The sequence below is a fragment of the Cellulomonas chengniuliangii genome, assembly GCF_024508335.1.
Taxonomy (GTDB): domain Bacteria; phylum Actinomycetota; class Actinomycetes; order Actinomycetales; family Cellulomonadaceae; genus Cellulomonas_A; species Cellulomonas_A chengniuliangii.
Genome location: NZ_CP101988.1, coordinates 155,767 through 174,415, shown reverse-complemented (window position 1 = coordinate 174,415; position 18,649 = coordinate 155,767). Strand labels below are relative to the sequence as shown.

Here is an 18,649-nt window from a genome sequence, read left to right as displayed (position 1 = left end):
GGAGTTTGCCACGGACCTCACCCTCAGCGGTACGTCCCTTTCGGGCCTAACCTCACCGATGTGCATGCGATCGTCGTCCATTCCCCTGGCGGACCCTACGTCCTCCGCAGCGCCGAGCTCGCAGATCCCGTCCCCCAAGAGGGTGAGGTTCTGCTCCACGTGGCCGCTTCGGGGGTGAATCGCGCGGACCTGCTGCAACGCGCCGGGCACTACCCGCCGCCGCCTGGCGCGCCCGAGTGGCCGGGCCTGGAGGTGTCGGGGCACGTCGCCGCGCTAGGCCCCGGGGTCGCCGGCCCTGAGGACGGCGGGTGGTCGGTGGGCGACCCCGTGGTGGCCCTGCTTGACGGCGGCGGCTACGCCACCCGTGCGCGGGTGCGCGCCACGCAGGTGCTCCCCGCCCCTCCCGGCATCGACCTGGTGGACGCCGCGGGACTGCCGGAGGCGGTGTGCACCGCCTGGTCCAACCTCGTGGACGCAGGTGGCCTGCGCGAGGGGTCCACGGTGCTGGTGCACGGCGGCTCCGGCGGGGTCGGCTCGGTGGCGGTGCAGCTCGCGAAGGCCCTGGGCGCCCGGGTGATCGCCACGGCCGGCGGCCCCGAGCGTGCGGCAGGATGCGCGCGGCTCGGCGCCGACGTCGTGATCGACCACCGTGCCGACGACGTGCGGGCCACCGTGCTCGAAGCCACCGACGGGCGCGGCGTGGACCTGATCCTCGATGTGCTGGGCGCCGGGGCGCTCGGCGAGAACGTGCGGATGCTCGCCACGGGCGGCCGCCTCGTCGTCATCGGCACGCAGCGCGGGCGGCGCGGCGAGCTGGACCTCGGCCAGCTCATGGCCCGCCGCGCCAGCGTCGTGGGCACCACGCTGCGCGCCCGGCCCGCCCAGGAGAAGGCGGCGATCGTCGCCGCGGTGCGGGAGAACGTGTGGCCGATGCTGGCGGACGGCCGCCTGCGGCCGGTGGTCCACGCCCGGCTGCCGCTCGACGACGCGGCTGCCGCGCACGAGCTGCTGGACTCGGGCGAGGTCTTCGGGAAGGTGCTGCTGGTCAGCCCAGAAGGCCCGCAGCCAGCGCCGGGGCCAGCACGGGCGTGAGCGGCAGGCGCGGGATCAAGGTGGCCTGCACCGCGTGGTACAGGTCCGCCTTGCCCTCCCAGACCGTGCGCGAGACCGCGTTGTCCGGGCCCAGCTCATGCCACCAGGAGCCGCCCTCGCGGTCCAGCAGGTGCTGCTCGGCGTAGTCCCACCAGGTCGCGTACCAGGCGTCGAAACGCGGGTCTCCGGTGGCGGCGAACAGGGTGGCCGCAGCGGCGATGCCCTCGGCGACGACCCAGTGCATGCGCTCGCGCACCACCGGCCGACCGGTCCAGTCCACCGTGTAGACGAAGCCGGGGGCGCCGTCCACGTCCCACCCCTCGGCCACGGCGGCGTCGAACAGGGCGACCGCGTCGTCGAGCATCCACGCCGGCGCCACGTCCCCCCACGTCGTCAGCGCGGCGCGGGCGTGGAGGGTCAGGCGCGCCCACTCGAGCCAGTGGCCGATGGTCGCTCCATACGGGCGGAACGGGTGCGCGGGAGTGTCGACGTTGTAGTCGAGGTCCGGGACCCAGTCGCTGTCGAAATGCTCCGGGATGCGCCACGCGTTGTCGCGGGCGAAGCCGTGCACCACCCGTTCGATGATCCGCAGCGCCCGGTCCAGCCACACCCGCTCCCCGGTGACGTCCGCGGCCGCGAGATACGCCTCGACGGTGTGCATGTTCGCGTTGACGCCCCGGTAAGGGTCCAGCTCGGTGAACGCCGGGTCCCAGGCCTCGACGGCCATGCCGGCCTCGTCGTCCCAGAAGCGCCGCTCGGACACGGCGAGCGCCTCGCCCAACAGCTCGCGCGCGCCAGGTCGGCCCGCCGCGGCAGCGCTCGCCGTGGCCAGCACCACGAACGCGTGCGGGTACGCCGCCTTCCCGGCGTCGGTGGGCCCGTCGGCTCCGACCTCGGCGAACCAGCCCCCGTGCTCGTCGTCGTGGAACATCCCGCGCAGAGCCGCCAGGCCGTGGTCCACCAGCGGCGCACAGCCCGGGCGCCCCAGCAGGGAGCCCAGCGCGTACACATGCGTCATCCGGCACGTGATCCACAGCTCGGCGGGCCCGTCGAGCGCCGCGCCGCGCTCGTCGAGACGCGCGAACCCTCCGGACGAGACGGCCGAGCGGACCCCGAAGGCGAGGAGGCGATCCGTCTCCTGCTCGAGCCAGCGGGCATGGGCAGGAGTGGTCAGCCACGTCATGCCGGTCACCCTAGCGGCGGGTCCGGCGGCGGCGCCGGGCACGTGCGGGCCCCGCCGCAGCGGGTGACAATCGAGAATGAGCAAGTCCACGGACAGCAGCTCGACTGACCAGAAGGACACGCCCGCCACGCGGAAGCGCCGCAAGCCGAAGGACGACGCCGCCCGCGCCGCGCAGGACGCGGAGACAGCGTCGCAGGACGCGGAGACGGCGGAGACCCGCGCCACGACCCCGCAGCGCGCGAAGTCCACGAGTGCACGGTCCACAACGGCGGGGTCCACAAGGGCGGGGTCCACGAGGGCGGGGTCCAGCACGCGGCGGTCGACGAAGCCCGAGACGACGGACGCGACCCCGGAGCCGCGCGAGGCCCCGGACGCCCAGGAGCCGCAGGCGCCGCCGTCGAAGCCCGCGAGGGCGAGGTCCCGGGCACGCCGGGAGCCGCGGTCCGACACGCCGCAGCCGGACCAGGGGCAGCCCGAGACGTCGCAGTCCGCGCAGCCGTCGACGGGCTCGGAACCCTCACAGCACGTTCCGGTGGCTCGCGCGCGGGTCGTGGTGGTCGGCCCTGACGGCCGTCCGATGGTGATGCCGGCGGTGGCCATGGGCGGCGCGGCGGCGACCGGGCAGGACAGCCAGGCGGGCGCCGCGGACGGTCAGGACGGCTCGGCGGAGCAGCACACCACGGCGGGCCTGGTGGACCAGCCGTCCAAGGTGATGCGGATCGCCTCGATGATCAAGCAGCTGCTCGACGAGGTGCGCACCGCCCCCCTGGACGAGGCCGCGAGGGTGCGGCTCGCCGAGGTGCACGCCCGGGCGATCCGCGAGCTCGAGGACGGCATCTCGGGGAACCTGCTCGAGGAGCTGCAGCGGCTCACGCTGCCGCTGGGCCAGGGCGCCGTTCCGAGCGACGCCGAGCTGCGGATCGCCCAGGCGCAGCTGGTGGGCTGGCTCGAAGGGCTGTTCCAGAGCATCCAGACGGCCCTGGTGGCGCAGCAGGTGGCGACGCAGACGCAGCAGCGCAAGGCGCTGCCGCCGGGCCTCGTCCCGATGGCGCAAGCCGCCCAGGCGCAAGCGCAGGCCGCGCAGTCGGGGGGTGGCCAGCCGTCGGCCGACACCCGCCCGGGCCAGTACCTGTGAGGGTCAGCCGGGCGTGACGTCGCCCGCCGGGGTGGCCGGGCGGCTCGAGCTGAGGATGATCGCCACCGTGACGCACCCGAGGCCCACGATCTCGAGCCCGTGCGGCCACTGGCGCAGCACCACGGCCCCCACGACGGCCGCCGTGGCGGGGAGCATGGCCAACAGCACCGCGAACGTCGCGGAGGTGACCTTGCGCAGCACCACCTGCTCGAGCGCGTACGGGACCACCGAGGAGAGCACCGCGATGGCCACCACAAGCAACGCAAGGCGCGGGTCGGTCAGCAGCGGCCCCGCACGGCCGGCCAGGAACGGCGCGAGCACCAGCGCGCCGATCCCCATCGCCACGGCCAACGACGTCACCCCTCCCCCGGAGCCGCCGTGCTGCGCGACCCGGCGGCCCAGCAGGATGTAGCCGGCCCAGCAGGCGGCGGCCACCGCGATCGCGACGAGCCCGCGGACGGCGTCGGGTCCGGCGTCGAGGCTTACCCCTGCGAGCAGGACCACGCCCACGGCGGCGACGGCAATGGCTCCCCGCTCCCGCCAGCCGCGCCCGGTGACCGCGGCCACCGCGACGGGCCCGATGAACTCGATGGCCACCGCCGTGCCCAATGGCAGGCTGTCGATGGCGATGTAGAAGGTCACGTTCATCAGCGCGAGCACCACGCCGAACAGCGCGGACGCGCCCAGCTCGGCCCGGGTCCACCGTGTGCGCCAGGGGCGCCGCCACAGGGTGAGCACCACAGCGGCGACGGCCACCCGCGCCCAGGCGAGGGTTCCGGGCGGCAGCACCGTGAACAGCCCGACGGCGATGGCCGCGCCCAGGTACTGGGTCATCCCGGACACGGCGAACAGCGCAGGAGCGGGAGCCCGGCCCAGGCCCCGGCCTGATGATGCTCCTGGCGGGCTCTGAACCACCCGCCGATGGTGTCACACCAGGCCGAGGCCCCAAGTCACCCCTTCACGGAGCCGGCGAGCAGGCCGCGCACGAAGAACCGCTGGAGCATCAGGAACACGACCAGCGGCACGATCATCGCGATGAACGCCCCGGCGGACAGCACGTGCCACTGCGCCCCCCGGGTGCCCGCCAGCTCGGCCACGCGCACCGTCAGCGGCGCCACGTCCGGGGAGCCGCCCGCGAAGGTCAGCGCCACGAGCAGGTCGTTCCACACCCACAGGAACTGGAAGATGGCGAACGATGCGATCGCGGGGGTGAGCAGGGGCAGCAGCACCCGGAAGAAGATGGTCACGTGCCCGGCGCCGTCCACCCGCGCCGCCTCGACCAGCGACTTCGGGATGTCCTTCATGAAGTTGTGGAGCAGGAAGATCGCCAGCGGCAGCGCGAAGATCGAGTGCGACAGCCAGATCGTCCAGAAGGAGCCCGACAGGCCCCACTGCACGTACTGGGTGAGCAGCGGGATCAGGGTGACCTGGATGGGCACCACCTGCAGCGCGAACACCGCGACGAACAGGATGTTGCGGCCCTTGAAGTCGATCCAGGCGAACGCGTACGCCGCCAGCAGGGCCAGCGAGATGGGGATGACCACCGCGGGGATGGTGATCACCACCGAGTTCACGAAGAACGTGGAGAACTGGGTGCCGCTCCCGAACAGGACCTCGGTGTAGTTGTCGAGGGTCGTCTCGGGGTTCTGCAGGAAGGTCCACCAGCCCGAGGTGCGGATCTCGCTGCGCGGGCGGAACGAGGTCAGCAGCAGCCCGAACGTCGGGATGGTCCACAGGATGGCCAGCACCACGGCCAGCAGCGACGTCCACGGCCGCGCGAGGCGGGCGCGGGCGATGCCGGCCCGCTGGTCCATGCGGCCGAGCCGGCCGGTGCGGCCCTTCGCGGTCGCGTCGGAGTCGACGAGGGCGGTGGACGGGATCGCGGCAGTCATCGGATCTCCTCCGCGATGCGCAGTTGGCGGACGTTGTAGATCACCAGCGGGATCACCAGGACGAAGAGGATCACCGCGAGCGCGGCGCCGAGCCCCAGGTCGCGGATGCGGAAGCTCTGCACGTAGAACTCGTTCGCGACGACGGAGGTGCCGAAGTTGCCGCCGGTCATGGTCCGCACGATGTCGAACACCTTGAGGGTTCCCATGGCGATGGTGGTGACCACGACCACCAGCGCGGGCCGGATGCTGGGCACCGTGATGAAGCGGAACATCTTGGTCCCGTGGAGGCCGTCGAGCCGGGCGGCCTCGACGATGTCGTCGGGGATGGCCTTGATCGCGGCGGACAGCACCGTCATCGCGAACCCGGTCTGGATCCAGATCATCACCGCGATGAGGAACAGCGTGTTCGCGGGCTCACTGAGCAGGAACTGCTGCGGCGGCAGGCCAAGCCACACCAGGAGCTGGTTGAGGATGCCGATCTGGTTGACGCCCGGCTGGTCGGGCCGGAACTCGTAGACGAACTTCCAGATGATGCCGGCCCCCACCATGGAGATCGCCATGGGCAGGAAGATCAGCGTCTTGGCGAGGTACTCGAACCGGGTCCGGTCCACCAGCACCGCGTAGACGAGCCCGATCAGGGTGGCCAGCAGCGGCACGAGGATCACCCACATGAGGGTGTTGCGGAGCACGGTCTGGAACTGGTCCTCGGAGAAGACGCGGACGTAGTTCTCCAGCCCCACGTAGTCCTTGCCCTTGCTGTCGAGCAAGGACCCCCACACCGTCCGCAGCCCGGGATACACCAGCCCGAAGCCCAGCCCGATCACGGTGGGGCCGAGGAACGCCGCGGCCACCACCCAGCCGGGGACCCGCTTCGGGCGGTCCACCGCCAGCAGGATCGCTCCCATCACCACCACGAACAGCATGATCGCCACGAACATCAGGACGAACTTGTGTCCGGTGGACCCAGCGTTGATCAGCCAGTCCATCGCTCCTCACCTTCCACGCCGCGTTCGACCGGCGCCTCGTCACGCCGGCAGGGGGGACGGACCGGCGTGGCGGGCGACGCTGCACGCGCCGCCCGTCACGCCGGTCCGATGCGTCAGGAGCTAGGCCAGCTCGCCTCGATCGCGGTGAGCACGTCCTGGTCGGACTTGTCACTGGCGACCCACGCGGTCATCTCCGTCCAGAAGGTCCCCGCGCCCACGGCCCCGGGCATCTGGTCCGACCCGTCGAACCGGAACGTGTAGCTCGGGTCGGTGAGCAGCTCGTAGGAGAGCTGGTCGATGGGCGACTGCAGCAGCGAGGAGTCGAGGCCGCTGTTGGCGCTGAACCATCCCTGGCCGGTGACCGACGCCTTGGCGTTGGCCCACTCCGGGCTGGAGAGGTAGGCGTGGAAGGCCTGGACCTCGGGACGGTCGCTGAACGCGGTCACGAACTCTCCACCGCCGAGCAGCGGCTTGTCGCTGGCGCTCTTACCCGGCAGGTAGAAGGCGTAGACGTCGCCGTCCTCGGCGACCTCGAGGCCCTCGTCCCAGTTGGCCTGGTAGAAGTTGGCCGCGCGGTGCAGCCAGCAGGTGCCGTCGGGGATGCCGTTGGCCGACTCGTTCCACGCCGACGTGGCGATCGACGTGACGCCGCCCAGGCCGCCGTTGACGTACTCCGGGTTCTTCAGGATGTCCCCGACCGCACCGAGCGCCGTGACGATCTGCGGGTCGTTGAACGGGATCTCGTGGTTGACCCACTGGTCGTAGACGTCCGCGCCGGCGGTGCGGAGCACCACGTCCTCGACCCAGTCGGTGGCCGGCCAGCCGGTCGCCTCGCCGGACTCGATGCCCGCGCACCACGGGATGGCCCCGTCGTCGACGATCTGCTGGCTCAGGTCCATGAGCTCGTCCCACGTGGTCGGGACCTCGTAGCCGGCGCCCTCGAAGGCGCTCGGGGAGTACCAGACGAAGGACTTGACGTTGGCGCCCAGCGGCGTGGCGTAGAGCGTGCCGTCCACCGTGCCGTACTCCACCCACTCCGGGGTGTAGAACTCGTTGGCGTTGGCGACGACCGCCTCGCCCGCCGGTGTCACGGCGTCCGGGAAGTCCTCCACGAGCGACTTCAGGAAGCCGGGCTGGGGGATGTACGCGATGTCCGGCGGGTTCCCGGCGGTGAGGCGGACGGGGAGCTGCGCCTCGAACTCGCGCGAGCCCTCGTACTCGATCTCGGCGCCGGTGCAGTCCTCGAACGGCTTGTACGACGCGCGCTGCTCCTCGGCCTCAGGGTCCACGATCGACGTGTAGACGCTGACGGTCTTGCCCTCCAGGTCGCCGTACTGCTCGAACTGCGCGCAGTCGATCGCGGCCGCCGTCTCCTCCGCGGATCCCTCGTCGTTGCTGCCGCACGCCCCCACCAGAAGGAGGACCCCTGCCGCGCTGACCGCTGTGGCCCTGCTGCGGCGTCTACCCATGCTGTTCATCTGACCTCCACCTCGTCGTGGTCCGCCGCCAGAGTGGGAAAAGTCCTGGTCGGCGGGCATTTGCCTTCCAGTGATGGAAGCCCTGTCAGACGCCGGGCGCAACCCCAGACCGCGGCTTAGGCGGTCACGATTGAGTCACATCGACGCATGGGCGTCACCGCGGGCGTGAGCGCTCCGCCCGACGGCCCATATCGGTCACAATCGGGTCACAGAGCGGCTCGCCGACCCAACGCCGGCGGCCGCTGCGACGTCACTTGACCGCGGACAGCATCCCGCGCAGAACAGCGACGACGCCGTCGTCGTCGATGGTCCCGGTCACCTCGTCCGCGGCCGCCCGCACCGCCTCGGGGGCGTGGCCCATCGCGACGCCACGAGCGGCCCAGCGCAGCATCTCCAGGTCGTTGGAGCCGTCCCCCACCGCCACAGTCGCGAAGGGCTCGACGCCCAGGGCGCGGCGCAGCTCCTCGAGCGCGCTGCCCTTGGAGACGCCGCCGGGCGTCAGGTCGAGCCAGGCCGTCCAGCCGACCGCGTACGAGACCTCGTGCAGGCCCACCCGCTCGACCAGCTCGTGGAACTCCTCCGGGGTGCTCTTCGGGCTCCGGATCACCACACGGGTCGAGGGCGCGGAGCACAGCTCGTCGAAGGACACGACGCGGTGGTCTCCCCCGAGCTCGCCCTCAGGGAACGGCGCGCTCACCAGAAACCCGCGGCCCAAGTCCTCGACGGCGTACAACGCGTCGGGCAGCTCGAGGGACAGCACCCGCAGCGCGGGCTCCGGGTCGAACGTGATGGTCTCGGTCAGCTCGTACCCGTCCTCGAGGGACGGGTCGAGCCGCACCGTGACGGCGCCGTTGGACGTGATGGCCCACCCGGTGTCGAGGCCGAGGTCCTGGGCCACGGGCACGGTCGCGACCACGGAGCGGCCGGTGGCGAGCACGACGTGCGCGCCCGCCTCGACGAGGCCGGTGACGGCCTCGCGCACCGCGGGGGAGATCGTCCCGCCGAAGGACATCAGCGTTCCGTCGATGTCGAGGGCGATCAGCATGCCGTCCGCGGTGCGCGCGTGGTTCATCGAGTCACCGGCTCCAAGACCTCGAGGCCGCCGAGGTAGGGGCGCAGGCCTTCCGGCACACGCACCGAGCCGTCGGGCAGCTGGTGGTTCTCCAGGATCGCCACGATCCAGCGGGTCGTGGCGAGCGTCCCGTTCAGGGTGGCGACGGGACGCGTCTCCCCCGAGGCGGTGCGCTCCCGGATGCCCAGGCGGCGCGCCTGGAACGTCGTGCAGTTGGACGTCGACGTGAGCTCGAGGTAGCGCTCCTGGGTGGGAAGCCACGCCTCGCAGTCGAACTTGCGGGCGGCGCTCATGCCCAGGTCGCCGGCGGCGGTGTCGATCACCCGGTAGGGAAGCCCGGCCAGCGCCAGCATCTCCTCCTCCCAGCCGAGGATGCGGCGGTGCTCCGCGGCGGCGTCCTCGACGGTGGTGTAGCTGAACGCCTCGACCTTGTGGAACTGGTGCACGCGGATGATGCCGCGGGTGTCCTTGCCGTACGAGCCCGCCTCGCGGCGGTAGCAGGCCGACCAGCCCGCGTACCGCAGCGGGCCGTCCGCCAGGTCGAGGATCTCCCCCGAGTGGTAGCCCGCGAGCGCGACCTCGCTGGTGCCCACCAGGTACAGGTCGTCCGCCTCGAGCCGGTAGATCTCGTCCGCGTGCGCGCCGAGGAACCCGGTGCCGGCCATGACCTCGGGCTTGACCAGCGTCGGGGTGATCACCGGCGTGAACCCGTTCGCGAGGGCGCGGTCGACGGCGGCGTTGAGCAGCGCGAGCTCGAGGCGGGCCCCGACGCCGGTGAGGTAGTAGAACCGTGCGCCGGAGACCTTGGCGCCGCGCTCGGTGTCGATCGCGGCCAGCATCTCGCCCAGCTCGAGGTGGTCCCGCGGCGTGAAGCCCTCCGCGGCGAAGTCCCGTGGCGTGCCCTCGTGGCGCAGCACCACGTAGTCGTCCTCGCCGCCGGCGGGGACGCCGTCCTCGATGACGTTGCCGATGCTGCGCGCGAGCTCGCCGGCCGCGACGTCGGCGGCCTCCGCGTCGGCCTGCAGCGCCTTGACCTGCTCGGCGAGCTGCTTGGCCTGGGCCAGCAGCGCCGACTTCTCGTCGCCCTGCGCGGACGCGACCTGCTTGCCGAGCGCCTTCTGCTCGGCGCGCAGCCGCTCGTAGTCCGTCAGCGCGGACCGGCGGCGGGCGTCGGCGTCGAGCACCTGGTCGACGAGCCCCGGGTCGTCCCCTCGGGCACGCTGGCTGGCACGGACGAGGTCGGGGTCCTCACGGACGAGTCGCAGGTCGATCACAAGCACGAGCCTATCGACCCTGGCACAGCCTGGCTCCGTCATACCTCGTGGGCGGCCGGCGGGCCGCCTCTGCGGGGTCGCCGGTGGCGGCACTAGGTTGTCGGCATGACATGGGAGGCGTGGGTCGCGATCGGCGCCCTGGTGCTGGCCGGCTGCGCTGTGGTCATCGCCGTGGTGGTGCTGCGGCGGCTGCGGGAGTTGCGCCTGAAGGTCGCGGCGGACGCTGCGGCGGCCGAGGGGGACGCGTCCGATGCCGAGCCCGCGGAGCCTCGGCTGGTCGCGTTCATCGCGAACCCGTCCAAGCCCGATGTGGCGGCCGCGCGCGGCGAGATACTGCGGGCGACAGCCGAGATCGGCCTGACGACACCGCTGTGGCTCGAGACCACCGTCGAGGACCCGGGTGTCGGCCAGGCGCGTGAGGCCGTGCGGCGTGGCGCGGACGTGGTGGTGGTGGTGGGCGGCGACGGCACCGTCCGTGCGGTCGCCGAGGCGCTGACGGGAACCAAGGTGGCGATGGGCATCGTGCCGGTGGGGACCGGCAACCTGCTGGCGCGCAACCTCGACCTGCCGCTGGGCGACCCTGCCGCGGCGCTGCGCATCGCCTTGGAGGGATCCGACCGGACGATCGACGTGGGCTGGCTGCGGGTGCTGCGGGACGGCTCGGTGGAGGACGACGTGACATCGCCCGCCGAGCGGATCGCGCCCGGCGCCCAGGCGTCCCGCGATCACATCTTCTTGGTGATCGCCGGCGTCGGCTTCGACGCGGCGATGATCGCCGACACCGACGACAACCTCAAGGCCCGGGTCGGCTGGATCGCCTACTTCGTCTCAGGGATCCGGCACCTGCACGGACGGCGGTTGCGCGTGACTGTCCGCCTCGACGGCGCCCCGCCGGAGACCCTGCGCCTGCGCAGCCTGCTGGTGGGCAACTGCGGACGGCTGCCTGGAGGGCTCACCCTGCTGCCTGACGCGCTCATCGACGACGGCTGGCTCGACGTCGCGGCGATCGACACCCGGGGCGGGGTGGCCGGCTGGGCGCAGCTCTTCGGCGAGGTCGTGCTGCAGGGCGTGGGGGTGCGCACCGAGCTTCCCGCGAAGATCGGCCGGATCGACCACACCCGGGCCCGCACGATCCACGCCCGGTTCTCGAGCACCGAGCCGGTGCAGGTGGACGGCGACATCGTCGGTCGGGCGTGCGACGTCGAGGCCCGCGTCGAGGAGGGCGCCCTCGTGGTGCGGGTCGCCCGCGCCTGAGGCCGCCGGGGCGCGCAGCACGGTCTGCCGCTCAGCGCGGCGAGGCGCTCAGTGCGTGCGGCCGGCGCGCAGCGAGCGCAGCCACTCGCGCGCCGCGACGAAGTCCTCGTCGGCGGTGCCGCGCCGCACCACGGCCTGCACGTCGTCCGCCCGCGGGTAGGAGCCGAGGAACCGCACGTGCGGGCAGACCCGGTGCAGGCCGATCAGCACCTCGCCCATGCGCTCGTCGGCGATGTGGCCCTCGGCGTCGATCGAGAACGAGTACCGCCCGAGCGCGTCGCCGATGGGCCGCGACTCGATGCGGGAGAGGTTCACGCCGCGGGCGGCGAACTGCTCGAGCATGTCCAGCAGCGCGCCCGCCTCGTTGCTGGGCAGGTGCACGTCGAGCGTCGTCTTGTCGGCGCCCGTGGGCGGCGGCACCTCGCCCGGGCGGCCCACGAGCACGAACCGGGTGACGGCCCGGTCGTTGTCCTCGACGTGCTCGGCGAGCACCTCGAGGCCGTAGTGCGCGACGGCGGGCGGCGGGACCAAGGCGGCGTCGAACGCGAGCTGGGGGCCGCCACCGCTGGCCACCTGCTCGGCGATGAGGGCGGCGGGGGCGGTGTTGGACGTGGCGGGCACGTGGACGGCGCCCGGAACGTGCTCGGCGAGCCAGCGGCGGCACTGCACCCAGGCGTGCGGGTGGGCCGAGATGCGGCGCACGTCCTCGAGGCGGACGCCCGGCGCCGCGACCAGCGTGAAGCCGACGGGCACGAGCATCTCGCGCAGCAGCACCAGCGGCTCGCCCACCGCGAGCGCGTCGAGGGTCGCGGTGACGCCGCCCTCGGCGGTGCTCTCGATGGCGACCACCGCGAAATCGGCCTGGTGGGAGCGGACCGCCTCGATCGCGGAGACCACGTCCGTCTGCGGCAGGTACCGGGCCTCGTCCGGCGAGGCCACCTGGCGCAGCGCGGCCTCGGTGAACGTGCCGGCGGGGCCGAGGTACGCGTAGCGCGGGACGGGCATGGACGTCCTCCGGTCGGTGCTCATGCCGTGCGCTGCCGCGCGACGGTGTGTGACGGTCTCGTGCGGATACCGTGCGCCCGGCGGGCGCACCACGGCGACCGGCGCCTGCGCGCGACGGGACGAGCCTAGTGCGACCGTAGGCTGGCCCGGTGCCGACGCTCCCCCGCGCCCTGACTCCCCGCCGCGTCCTCGCCCCCGCGATGGCGGCTGTGGTGGCGGCGCTCGTGCTGATGCTCGGGCTCGCCGGATCGGCCGCCGCAGCACTGCCCGCGTCGCCCCCCGCGCTGACCAGCGCGTCGAATCAGGCGGCAGTGGAACGCGACACGGCGCCGGTGGTGCTGATCGGCACGTCGGGCCTGCGCTGGGACGATGTGGGCACGCTGACCACGCCCGCGCTGTGGTCGCTGTCACGGAACGGGGCAGTCGGCAACATCGCCGCCAGGTCCGTCCATTCGTCGAACTGCCCCGCCGACGGGTGGCTGGCCGTCTCGGCAGGCGCCCGCGCCGCCGACCTCGAGGCGGACGACCGCACGTGCCGCACGCTGCGGGACCCTGCTCCCGACCAGGCGACGCCCGCGTGGGACGACTACGTGCAGGCGGCCGCCGAGGGCGACTACGCGTCTCACCTGGGGCTGCTGGGCGACACGCTCGCGGCCAGCGGGACGCCTGCCGTCGGCATCGGGCCGGGCGCCGCCATCGCGCTGGCCGGGGCCGACGGCGTGCCGGTGGGCCAGCACCAGAGCCGCCCCTGGACCATGGCGGCGCTGGAGACGGCGGTGCTCAACGCGCTCAAGGGCGAGGCCCAGCTCGTGGTCGTCGACGTGGGCTCCATCCGGGACCCGGGCCAGGGCACCACAGACCGGCTCATCGCGCTGCCCACCGACGAGCCGTCGCCCGACGTCGAGATCCCCGAGCTCACCGGCCCGGACGCCGTCACCGAGCCGACGCACGCCGAGCAGGCGCGGGCCATCGACGCGCGCGTGGGCGCGGTGCTGTCCGGCATCGAGGAGTTCGGCGGAGAAACGACCGTGCTCGTCGCCTCGTTGGCCGACTCGTCCCGGCGCCCCCAACTGCAGCTCGCGGCCGCGAGCGGGCCGCAGGCGAACGGCGACGGCGACTACGCCGACGCGCTGCTGGCCACACGGTCCACCCGTCAGCCCGGATACCTGCAGACCACCGACGTGACCCCCACGCTGCTCACCGCGCTGGGCCTGCGCGGCGACGCGCCGCAGGGCGCCCTGGTCGGCACCACCATCACCACGACCCCCGGGCCGGCGCTCGCGAGCAAGCGGGTGGCACAACTCGTGGACGACAACGACAACGTGCTCGCGGTGACGCCGCTAGTCCCCACGTTCTACGTGATCTTCGTGACGATCAACCTGATCCTGTACGGGTTGGTGACCATCGGCCTCAACGGCCGGGTGCTCGACTGGTGGGGCCGCGCCCTGGACCGTTGGGCCCCCCGCAAGAGCCGCCGGGCCCTCGCCGCGAGCACCGACGCGGCGATCGTCCTCAAGCAGCTGCGCATCGCGGGCATCGCGGTGGCGGCGATCCCGGTCTCGACGTTCCTCGCGAACATGAGCCCGTGGTGGCGGGTCGACCCGCCGTCGTACGCGTTGACGGCGCTCATCGTGACCTGGGTGGCGGTCATCACGGCCGTCGCGCTGCTGCCGCGGTGGCGCAACTGGCTGCTCGGCCCGCTGGGCGTCGTCGCGGCGATCACCGCGGTGGTCATCGCGATCGACATCGCGACCGGAGCCACACTGCAGCTCGAGTCGCTGATGGGCACGCGCTCGCTCGTCGCCGGCCGGTTCTACGGCTTCAACAACACGGCGTTCGCCCTGTTCGCCACCGCGACCGTGCTCCTCGCGGTGGCCGTCACGAACCCGCTCGTCGCCCGCGGCCGCCGCGCCGCCGCGGTGGGCGTGATCGTGGCGATCGGGATCGCCGCGACCCTCCTGGACGGCTTGCCGAGCATCGGCGCCGACTTCGGCGGCCCGCCCGCGCTGGTGCCCGGCTTCGCGGTGCTGGCCCTGCTCGCCGCCGGGGTGCGGCTCAACTGGTGGCGCGTGATCACCGTGCTGGCAGCAGGGGCGGTGACCGTCACGGGGTTCGCGGTGCTCGACTGGCTGCGGCCCGCCGACTCCCGCACGCACCTGGGCCGGTTCGTGGAGACCGTGCTGGACGGCGGCCTGTGGCCCGTTGTCGTGCGCAAGCTCAAGCAGAACGTGGACATCCTGTTCAGCAACGAGCTGACGCTGCTCGCCATCGGCGGCCTGGTCGTGGTGGTCCTGGTGCTGGGCCGCCCGCTGCGCACCGCCGCGGAGGCCCCCGATGGCGGGGCGTACGCCTGGCTGTCCTCCGGGGCGCCGCTCACCCGGCTCGGCACGGACGCGCCGATGCTGCGGGCCGGGCTCGTGTCACTGGCCGTCACGCTGGGCATCGGGTTCGCGGTGAACGACTCCGGGGTGGTCATCCCGGCGATCGGCATCGCGATCACGGTGCCGCTGCTGATCGCGGCGTGCGCGAACTGGATGCTGCTGCTGCGGCCGCACGGGACGAGCACGCCCCGCACGCCGATCGGCGGCGACGGCGCCGACGAGGTCAGTCCGCCGAGCCCCGCGGCGGGTTGACGGTCGAGCGGATCGCACCGGCCACGCGCCGGACCCGCCGCGCGTTGACCGCGAGCTGCACGTCCCGGTACTGCGCCGCGCGGTGCAGCTGACCCTTGAGGTCGGCGCCCGAGGGCCGGTGCCGCAGGTCGCAGGGCACCTCGACGGCCACGAACCCCTGGCGCAGCAGGTCGATGGTCATGCCCGTCTCGACGCCCCAGCCGCGGGCCAGCGGCGTCGCGGCCTCGAAGGCCTCGCGTGTCAGGCACCGCATGCCGGACAACGGCTGGGTGGGCGTCCAGCCCGTCATCGCCGCGATGGCGCGCCTGGCTGCTCCCACGACGATCCCGCGCCCACCGGCGCCGGGCTGCGGGGGCAGCAGCGCGATCGACACGTCCGCCGTGCCCTCGAGCACCGGCGGCACGAGGGGCGCCGTGTTGACGGCCGTCTCGCCGAGGTCGCCGTCGATGAACAGCAGCAGGCGGGGCAGCCGGTCAGGGGCGTCGCGCATCGCGACGACGGCGGCGCCCGTCTCCATCGCGGCGGCCTTGCCGCGGTTGTGCGAGTGGCGCACGACGACGGCGCCGGCCTCGCGGGCCACGTGCTGGGTGTTGTCCTCGGAGCCGTCGTCGACGACCAGGACGAGGTCCACGTGCGGGATGGCGCGCGCGGATCGGACCGTCGCGGCGATGCGCCGGGACTCGTCCTTCGCGGGGATCACCACGGCGACCCGCTGGCGCGACCGGGCTCCGGGGACCTTGGTGGTGGGGCTGCTGAGCGGCTCGCTCGAGCCCAGCGCCCGGCGGGAGACCCGGCGGCGTGCCGCACGGGCAGGCTTCTCCGGGTCGGGCGCGGGCACGGGCGCCACGTCGTCCGTGGGGACCTCGTCCGCCGTCGTGGGCTCCGAGGCGGCGTCCAGGCGCGCAGCCTGCGCGTTCGTCTCGACCTCGGCAGCCTTGCCGCCCTTGCGCATCACGACTGCCAGCCTACCCAGACCGTGGGGTCCTCGCCGTCAACGGCGCGAGGACCCCACGGCGCCGGTCGCGCGGAGGCGACCGGCCGGGGGGTTCTCAGCGCAGCGTGACCTGCCGGGCGACCAGCCCGGCACGGGCGCGGCGGGCGTTCGCGTCGAGCGGCGTCTCGTCCGCCAGGGCCGCCTCGAAGCGGGGCAGGAACTCGGCGACGGCGCCCTCGATGTCCTCGGCCTCGGTGCCGCGGGCCAGCTCCCAGACGGGAACCACGATGCCGCTCGAGCGGAAGTACCCGACGAACTTGGCGCCGTCGAAGCCGGACTCGCGCTTCGAGTGGAGCCGCGCGAGCGCGTCGAGGACCTTCTGCTCGTCGTGCGGCTGCGCCCAGCGCAGGAACTCGCGCGAGCCCATGCGGCACCAGTACGCGGCCTCGACCGAGCTGAGCTTGACCGTCGGGATGATGCCCGAGTCGGCCTCCTCGATGGCGGCGGCGAGGTCGGCGGTGCGCTCGGTCCCGGGGGCGAGCCAGTACCCGAAGCTCTCCTCGACGGTGACCTCGAACGGGACGGTCAGGTCCAGCACGTCCTGCAGGCGCGGGCCAGGGCCGGGCAGGCCTTCGGGCTCGACCGCGGTGCCGGGCTCGACGTCCAGCGCGGCGAGCAGCACGGCCGCGAGGTCGCGGCTCGCGTCGCCCGAGCCGCCCTGCGACTGCAGCGCGAGCAGCACCACGCCGTCGTCGCGGTGCAGCGCCGGCCAGCCCATCGGCAGGACGGTCGTGAGGAGCACCTCGCGGGAGCCGTGCTCGGCGGTGGTGCGTGCGGGGGCGGTCGCGGCGGGCACGACCTCCTTGAGGGCGACCCAGTCGGGCTCACCGGGGAGCCCCTCGAAGGGGCGCAGGACGAAATCGACAGAACCAGTGGCCATGGTCGAGGAGATTACCCGCTGCGCCTGCGACGCCCACGCGGGGCGGACGAGCCCGCACGAGCGGATGACCTGCGGCGTCGTCGATGGCAGGATCGCTCGCATGGACCCGCGCGCCGGAACTCTCGCCCAGCCTGCCGATCTCGTCGACGTGGACGCGCTGGTCAGCGCGTACTACGACCGCGCCCCGAACCTGGACGATCCTGCCCAGCAGGTCGTGTTCGGCACCAGCGGCCACCGCGGCTCGTCCCTCGACGGCGCCTTCAACGAGGCGCACATCATCGCCACCACCGCCGCGATCGTGGAGTACCGCCGCGGCCAGGGCACCGACGGCCCGCTGTTCATCGGCCGGGACACGCACGCGCTGTCCCTGCCCGCGTGGCAGACGGCCGTGGAGGTGCTCGCAGCCGCGGGCGTCGAGCTGTTCGTCGACGCGCGCGACTCGTGGACGCCCACCCCGGCGGTGTCGCACGCGATCCTGCTGCACAACGGCGCCACCAGCATGGACGGCGTGCGCACCGAGGGCCCTGGCCTGGCGGACGGCATCGTGGTGACGCCCTCGCACAACCCCCCGCGTGACGGCGGCTTCAAGTACAACCCGCCCACCGGCGGCCCGGCCGGGTCCGAGGCCACCGCCTGGATCGCGGCCCGGGCGAACGAGCTGCTCCGCTCGGGCGTCGGGCAGGTCCGCCGCGTCCCGCTGGCGGCGGCCCTCGCCGCCGAGACGACCCACCTGCACGACTACCTGGGCGCGTACGTCGACGACCTGTCCAACGTGGTCGACCTCGACGCGATCCGGGACGCCGGTGTGCGGATCGGGGCGGACCCGCTGGGCGGCGCCTCGGTCGAGTACTGGGGCGCCATCGGCGAGCGGTACGGGTTGGACCTGACCGTGGTGAACCCCGCCGTGGACCCGCAGTGGGGGTTCATGACCCTCGACTGGGACGGCAAGATCCGGATGGACTGCTCGTCGCCGTACGCGATGGCGTCGCTGGTGCGGACCATGGCCGACGGCGCCCCGTACGACATCGCGACGGGCAACGACGCCGACTCCGACCGGCACGGCATCGTGACGCCCGACGCCGGGCTGATGAACCCGAACCACTACCTGGCCGTGGCGATCGAGTACCTGTACTCGGGCGCCCGCCCGGGCTGGCCCGGCGACGCGGCCATCGGCAAGACGCTGGTGTCGTCCTCCCTGATCGACCGGGTCGCGGGCGGGCTCGACCGCCGCCTGCTCGAGGTCCCGGTGGGCTTCAAGTGGTTCGTGCCCGGCCTGCTCGACGGGTCGGTCGGGTTCGGCGGCGAGGAGTCCGCGGGCGCGTCGTTCCTGCGCCAGGACGGCCGGGTGTGGACCACCGACAAGGACGGGATCATCCTCGCGCTGCTCGCGTCGGAGATGCTGGCCACGACGGGCCGCTCCCCGTCCCAGCACCACGCCGACCTGGTGCAGCGCTACGGCGAGTCCTGGTACGCCCGGGTCGACGCCCCCGCCACGCTCGAGCAGAAGGCCCGGCTGGCGAAGCTGTCGCCCGAGCAGGTCACCGCGACGACGCTGGCCGGCGAGGCGATCACCGCGAAGCTGACCGCCGCGCCCGGCAACGGCGCGGCCATCGGCGGCCTCAAGGTCACCACCGACGACGCCTGGTTCGCGGCCCGCCCCTCCGGCACGGAGAACGTCTACAAGATCTACGCGGAGTCCTTCGTCAGCCCGGAGCACCTGGTGGAGGTGCAGGAGCAGGCGCGGTCCGTGGTGAACGACGCGCTGGCCTGA

At 73.2% G+C, this 18,649-nt stretch carries 15 protein-coding genes; 5 read left to right on the top strand and 10 right to left on the bottom strand.

The annotated features are described in order from the left end of the window. Positions 1-60 precede the first annotated feature (60 nt). On the top strand, positions 61-1,092 hold the full coding sequence (locus tag NP064_RS00785) for an NAD(P)H-quinone oxidoreductase (RefSeq protein WP_227568407.1): 1,032 nt from the start codon (positions 61-63) through the stop codon (positions 1,090-1,092). Here NP064_RS00785 and NP064_RS00780 read toward each other — a convergent pair. Next, entirely contained in the window at positions 1,046-2,725 is a 1,680-nt protein-coding gene (locus NP064_RS00780) for an AGE family epimerase/isomerase (protein ID WP_284439680.1), read from the bottom strand. The two genes, NP064_RS00785 and NP064_RS00780, sit on opposite strands and share 47 nt — an antisense overlap. An 82-nt stretch (positions 2,726-2,807) precedes the next feature. On the opposite strand from NP064_RS00780, the gene NP064_RS00775 reads away from it, so the two are divergent. Further along, the gene (locus tag NP064_RS00775) at positions 2,808-3,410 is read left to right on the top strand and encodes a proteasome activator (RefSeq protein WP_284439679.1); all 603 of its coding nucleotides are present in this window, start codon (positions 2,808-2,810) and stop codon (positions 3,408-3,410) included. A gap of 3 nt (positions 3,411-3,413) precedes the next feature. On the opposite strand, the gene NP064_RS00770 is transcribed toward NP064_RS00775, so the two are convergent. The 6 genes from NP064_RS00770 to serS form a co-directional block, all read right to left on the bottom strand. Continuing rightward, the gene (locus NP064_RS00770; protein ID WP_227568501.1) at positions 3,414-4,244 is read right to left on the bottom strand and encodes an EamA family transporter; all 831 of its coding nucleotides are present in this window, start codon (positions 4,242-4,244) and stop codon (positions 3,414-3,416) included. Between the two features lie 116 nt (positions 4,245-4,360). Further along, on the bottom strand, positions 4,361-5,302 hold the full coding sequence (locus tag NP064_RS00765) for a carbohydrate ABC transporter permease (RefSeq protein ID WP_372456342.1): 942 nt from the start codon (positions 5,300-5,302) through the stop codon (positions 4,361-4,363). Continuing rightward, positions 5,299-6,288, bottom strand: coding sequence for a carbohydrate ABC transporter permease (locus NP064_RS00760; protein ID WP_227568408.1), 990 nt, complete (start codon positions 6,286-6,288; stop codon positions 5,299-5,301). Before NP064_RS00760 ends, NP064_RS00765 begins: the two co-directional genes overlap by 4 nt. A gap of 113 nt (positions 6,289-6,401) precedes the next feature. Beyond that, a complete protein-coding gene (locus NP064_RS00755; protein WP_227568409.1) occupies positions 6,402-7,766 on the bottom strand; it encodes an ABC transporter substrate-binding protein in 1,365 nt (454 codons plus the stop codon). A 250-nt stretch (positions 7,767-8,016) separates the two neighbouring features. Beyond that, entirely contained in the window at positions 8,017-8,838 is an 822-nt protein-coding gene (locus NP064_RS00750) for an HAD family hydrolase (protein WP_227568410.1), read from the bottom strand. Further along, the gene (gene serS / locus NP064_RS00745) at positions 8,835-10,112 is read right to left on the bottom strand and encodes a serine--tRNA ligase (RefSeq protein WP_227568411.1); all 1,278 of its coding nucleotides are present in this window, start codon (positions 10,110-10,112) and stop codon (positions 8,835-8,837) included. Before serS ends, NP064_RS00750 begins: the two co-directional genes overlap by 4 nt. Positions 10,113-10,217: 105 nt before the next feature. On the opposite strand from serS, the gene NP064_RS00740 reads away from it, so the two are divergent. Then, entirely contained in the window at positions 10,218-11,366 is a 1,149-nt protein-coding gene (locus tag NP064_RS00740) for a diacylglycerol/lipid kinase family protein (protein ID WP_227568412.1), read from the top strand. A gap of 48 nt (positions 11,367-11,414) precedes the next feature. On the opposite strand, the gene pheA is transcribed toward NP064_RS00740, so the two are convergent. Next, the gene (pheA, locus tag NP064_RS00735) at positions 11,415-12,371 is read right to left on the bottom strand and encodes a prephenate dehydratase (protein ID WP_227568413.1); all 957 of its coding nucleotides are present in this window, start codon (positions 12,369-12,371) and stop codon (positions 11,415-11,417) included. 149 nt (positions 12,372-12,520) lie between these two features. On the opposite strand from pheA, the gene NP064_RS00730 reads away from it, so the two are divergent. Beyond that, positions 12,521-15,004: a hypothetical protein gene (locus NP064_RS00730; RefSeq protein ID WP_227568414.1), complete on the top strand. Its 2,484-nt coding sequence runs from the start codon at positions 12,521-12,523 to the stop codon at positions 15,002-15,004. Here the strand turns inward: NP064_RS00730 and NP064_RS00725 are convergent. Next, positions 14,976-15,779: a glycosyltransferase family 2 protein gene (locus NP064_RS00725; protein ID WP_227568503.1), complete on the bottom strand. Its 804-nt coding sequence runs from the start codon at positions 15,777-15,779 to the stop codon at positions 14,976-14,978. The two genes, NP064_RS00730 and NP064_RS00725, sit on opposite strands and share 29 nt — an antisense overlap. 274 nt (positions 15,780-16,053) lie before the next feature. Then, entirely contained in the window at positions 16,054-16,878 is an 825-nt protein-coding gene (locus NP064_RS00720; protein WP_227585017.1) for a DUF5926 family protein, read from the bottom strand. Between the two features lie 100 nt (positions 16,879-16,978). On the opposite strand from NP064_RS00720, the gene pgm reads away from it, so the two are divergent. Then, positions 16,979-18,649, top strand: a complete 1,671-nt coding sequence (gene pgm / locus NP064_RS00715; protein WP_227568415.1) for a phosphoglucomutase (alpha-D-glucose-1,6-bisphosphate-dependent) — start codon at positions 16,979-16,981, stop codon at positions 18,647-18,649.

Excerpts from the sequence above, each read along its gene's own strand:
- NP064_RS00770 (WP_227568501.1), bottom strand. The coding sequence starts at position 4,244 with ATGACCCAGTACCTGGGCGCGGCCATCGCCGTCGGGCTGTTCACGGTG.
- NP064_RS00765 (WP_372456342.1), bottom strand. The coding sequence starts at position 5,302 with ATGACTGCCGCGATCCCGTCCACCGCCCTCGTCGACTCCGACGCGACC.
- NP064_RS00760 (WP_227568408.1), bottom strand. The coding sequence starts at position 6,288 with ATGGACTGGCTGATCAACGCTGGGTCCACCGGACACAAGTTCGTCCTG.
- NP064_RS00755 (WP_227568409.1), bottom strand. The coding sequence starts at position 7,766 with ATGAACAGCATGGGTAGACGCCGCAGCAGGGCCACAGCGGTCAGCGCG.
- NP064_RS00750 (WP_227568410.1), bottom strand. The coding sequence starts at position 8,838 with ATGAACCACGCGCGCACCGCGGACGGCATGCTGATCGCCCTCGACATC.
- NP064_RS00740 (WP_227568412.1), top strand. The coding sequence starts at position 10,218 with ATGACATGGGAGGCGTGGGTCGCGATCGGCGCCCTGGTGCTGGCCGGC.
- pheA (WP_227568413.1), bottom strand. The coding sequence starts at position 12,371 with ATGCCCGTCCCGCGCTACGCGTACCTCGGCCCCGCCGGCACGTTCACC.
- NP064_RS00720 (WP_227585017.1), bottom strand. The coding sequence starts at position 16,878 with ATGGCCACTGGTTCTGTCGATTTCGTCCTGCGCCCCTTCGAGGGGCTC.
- pgm (WP_227568415.1), top strand. The coding sequence starts at position 16,979 with ATGGACCCGCGCGCCGGAACTCTCGCCCAGCCTGCCGATCTCGTCGAC.